Origin of the sequence: uncultured Pelagibacterium sp., assembly GCF_963972885.1 — a bacterium.
GTDB classification, from domain to species: Bacteria; Pseudomonadota; Alphaproteobacteria; order Rhizobiales; family Devosiaceae; genus Pelagibacterium; species Pelagibacterium nitratireducens.
This window is the reverse complement of the sequence record NZ_CAXAXY010000166.1, coordinates 1-2630: the sequence shown is the minus strand read 5'-3', so window position 1 is coordinate 2630 and position 2630 is coordinate 1. Positions and strand designations below refer to the sequence as shown.

Here is a 2630-nt window from a genome sequence, read left to right as displayed (position 1 = left end):
GCGCATTGCGGCGAGTACGCGGTTTACGGCAACGCTGGCGGGCACACGCATCCTGGCCGAGGCGAACACAATCGTGATCCATCGTGAGGCCGGACGGCACGGATTGCCTACGGCAAGTCTTGCGCCCGGCCAAAGCCTTGTCTGGGATGGCCGTTTTGTCGTCACGGCGGCGATCGCGGGAACCATCGGGCCGGCCACCGGGTTGGGCAGAGAGGCGTTCGGGGCACTGGCGGGCAGGACTTTGGCCGGTCCGGTTGCCGGTCTGCGCGCGGCACCGCTGGTCCGCGACGCGCATGGTGAAATCGCCGCCATTGGCAGCATGGAGGTTGGAGAGGGTTTTTCGGTGGAGCAAATCCCGTTAACCTCTTGGGCCGGAAACTGCGGCAATCGGCCACCGGACGGGGCTGTTGCCCTTGTATCGCCGGAATGACGGCCTTACATTCGGCGGCAACAATTATGGCACGTCGTGTGCCGCGCGGCCTCTTTCGGGGCTGCTGCAATCTTAAGGGCGCTGCCCGACCAGGACAGGATTGATGAACGGAAATTTTCGGAATTTGGCCATATGGCTGGTCATCCTTTTCATGCTCTTGGGGCTGTTTCAGGTTTTCCAGTCCTCGACCCGCACCGTCTCGACGGTGGAGCGGACCTATAGCCAGTTCGTAAATGACATCGACAATGGCCGTATCGCCGAAGTCACCATCATCAACGATACGGTTCAGGGCCGCACCAACGAGGGCACCCGCTTTGAGGTGACGATCCCCGAAGGCGCCAACATCGTCGAGCGGCTCGAAAACCAGAACGTGGAAATCACGGCCCGCGCGCCGGAAGGGTCGCCCTTCTGGTCGATCCTGCTCTCGAGCTGGCTGCCGTTCATCGTTTTGATCGCCGTATGGTTCTTCTTTATCCGCCAGATGCAGGGCGGTGGCCGTGGCGGCGCCATGGGCTTTGGCAAGTCGCGCGCCAAGATGCTTACCGAATCGTCGGGCAAGGTAACGTTCGAGGACGTGGCCGGTGTCGAGGAAGCCAAGCAGGATCTGGAAGAAATCGTCGAGTTCCTGCGCGATCCGGGCAAGTTCCAGCGGCTGGGCGGGCGCATTCCGCGCGGTGTGCTGCTTGTCGGCCCTCCGGGCACCGGTAAGACGCTTTTGGCCCGTTCGGTGGCCGGCGAGGCCAATGTCCCGTTCTTTACCATTTCGGGTTCGGACTTCGTTGAAATGTTCGTCGGTGTCGGCGCGTCCCGCGTGCGCGACATGTTCGAGCAGGCCAAGAAGAATGCGCCGTGCATCATCTTCATCGACGAAATCGACGCCGTCGGCCGCCAGCGTGGTGCCGGTTTGGGCGGCGGTAACGACGAACGCGAACAGACGCTCAACCAGTTGCTGGTCGAGATGGACGGGTTCGAAGCCAATGAAGGCATCATCCTGATCGCCGCGACCAACCGTCCCGACGTTCTCGATCCCGCGTTGCTGCGTCCGGGCCGTTTCGACCGTCAGGTCGTCGTTCCCAATCCCGACGTCGCCGGTCGCGAACGCATCCTCAAGGTGCACGTCCGCAAGGTGCCCTTGGCCCCCGACGTCGACCTGAAGGTTCTGGCCCGCGGAACGCCCGGCTTTTCGGGCGCGGATCTGATGAACATCGTCAACGAGGCCGCGCTTTTGGCCGCGCGCCGCAACAAGCGGTTCGTGACCCATGCCGAGTTCGAGGATGCCAAGGACAAGATCATGATGGGCGCCGAGCGCCGCACCATGGCCATGACCGACGAGGAAAAGAAGCTCACTGCCTATCACGAGGCCGGTCACGCGCTGATCAACCTGATGCTGGTGGGCAAGCTCGATCCGATCCACAAGGCCACCATCATCCCGCGCGGCCGTGCGCTGGGCATGGTGATGACCCTGCCCGAAAAGGACAGCTATTCGTTCTCCCGCGAAAAAGCGGTGGCGCGTCTGGCCATGCTGTTCGGCGGCCGCGAAGCCGAGATCTACAAGTTCGGTGCCGAAAAGGTCACATCGGGCGCCTCTGGCGATATCCAGATGGCGACCAATCTGGCCCGCTCGATGGTCATGGAATGGGGCATGAGCGAAAGGCTCGGCCGCGTGCGCTACAAGTCGAACGATCAGGAAGTCTTTCTTGGCCATTCGGTGACCCAGTCCCAGCACATGTCGGATGAAACCGCCAAGCTGATCGACGAGGAAGTGCGCAAGCTTGTCGAAGACGGCGAGTTGGCGGCCCGCACCATGATCATGGAAAATATCGACAAGTTCGAAACCGTCGCCCAGGCGCTTCTCGAATATGAAACCCTGACGGGTGACGAATTGCGCGGCCTTATGGACGGCAAACAGCCGGTCCGGGATATCGACAACGACAACACGCCGAAATCGACCGGTGTGCCCAAGGCCGGCAAGCCGCACAAAAAGCGTGGCGAGGAAGGCGAACCCGATGCCGGGCTCGAGCCCCAGCCGGGCACCTGATGCCACAGCGTTCAAAGGGCCGCTCTCTGGAGCGGCCCTTTTTGTTTGTGCTGTTATCCCACGCCCTGCTTTAGCTCCGCCCTCGCTTCGTACCGGAGTATGGGTATGGCTGCTGGGTCCCGGATCAAGTCCGGGACAGCGATGGGTGTTGAGCCGCGCTTG

Annotated in this window: 1 protein-coding gene and 1 pseudogene; both read left to right on the top strand. The window is 62.1% G+C overall.

Features of this window, described 5'->3' with window-relative positions; genetic code table 11:
* Positions 1 to 430: pseudogene (locus tag AACZ55_RS15925) on the top strand (hypothetical protein); the annotation flags it as partial.
* A 103-nt stretch (positions 431 to 533) separates the two neighbouring features.
* Positions 534 to 2468 (top strand): ATP-dependent zinc metalloprotease FtsH, encoded by a 1935-nt coding sequence (ftsH, locus tag AACZ55_RS15920; RefSeq protein WP_338609451.1) that lies wholly within the window; start codon positions 534 to 536, stop codon positions 2466 to 2468.
* Positions 2469 to 2630 lie beyond the last annotated feature (162 nt).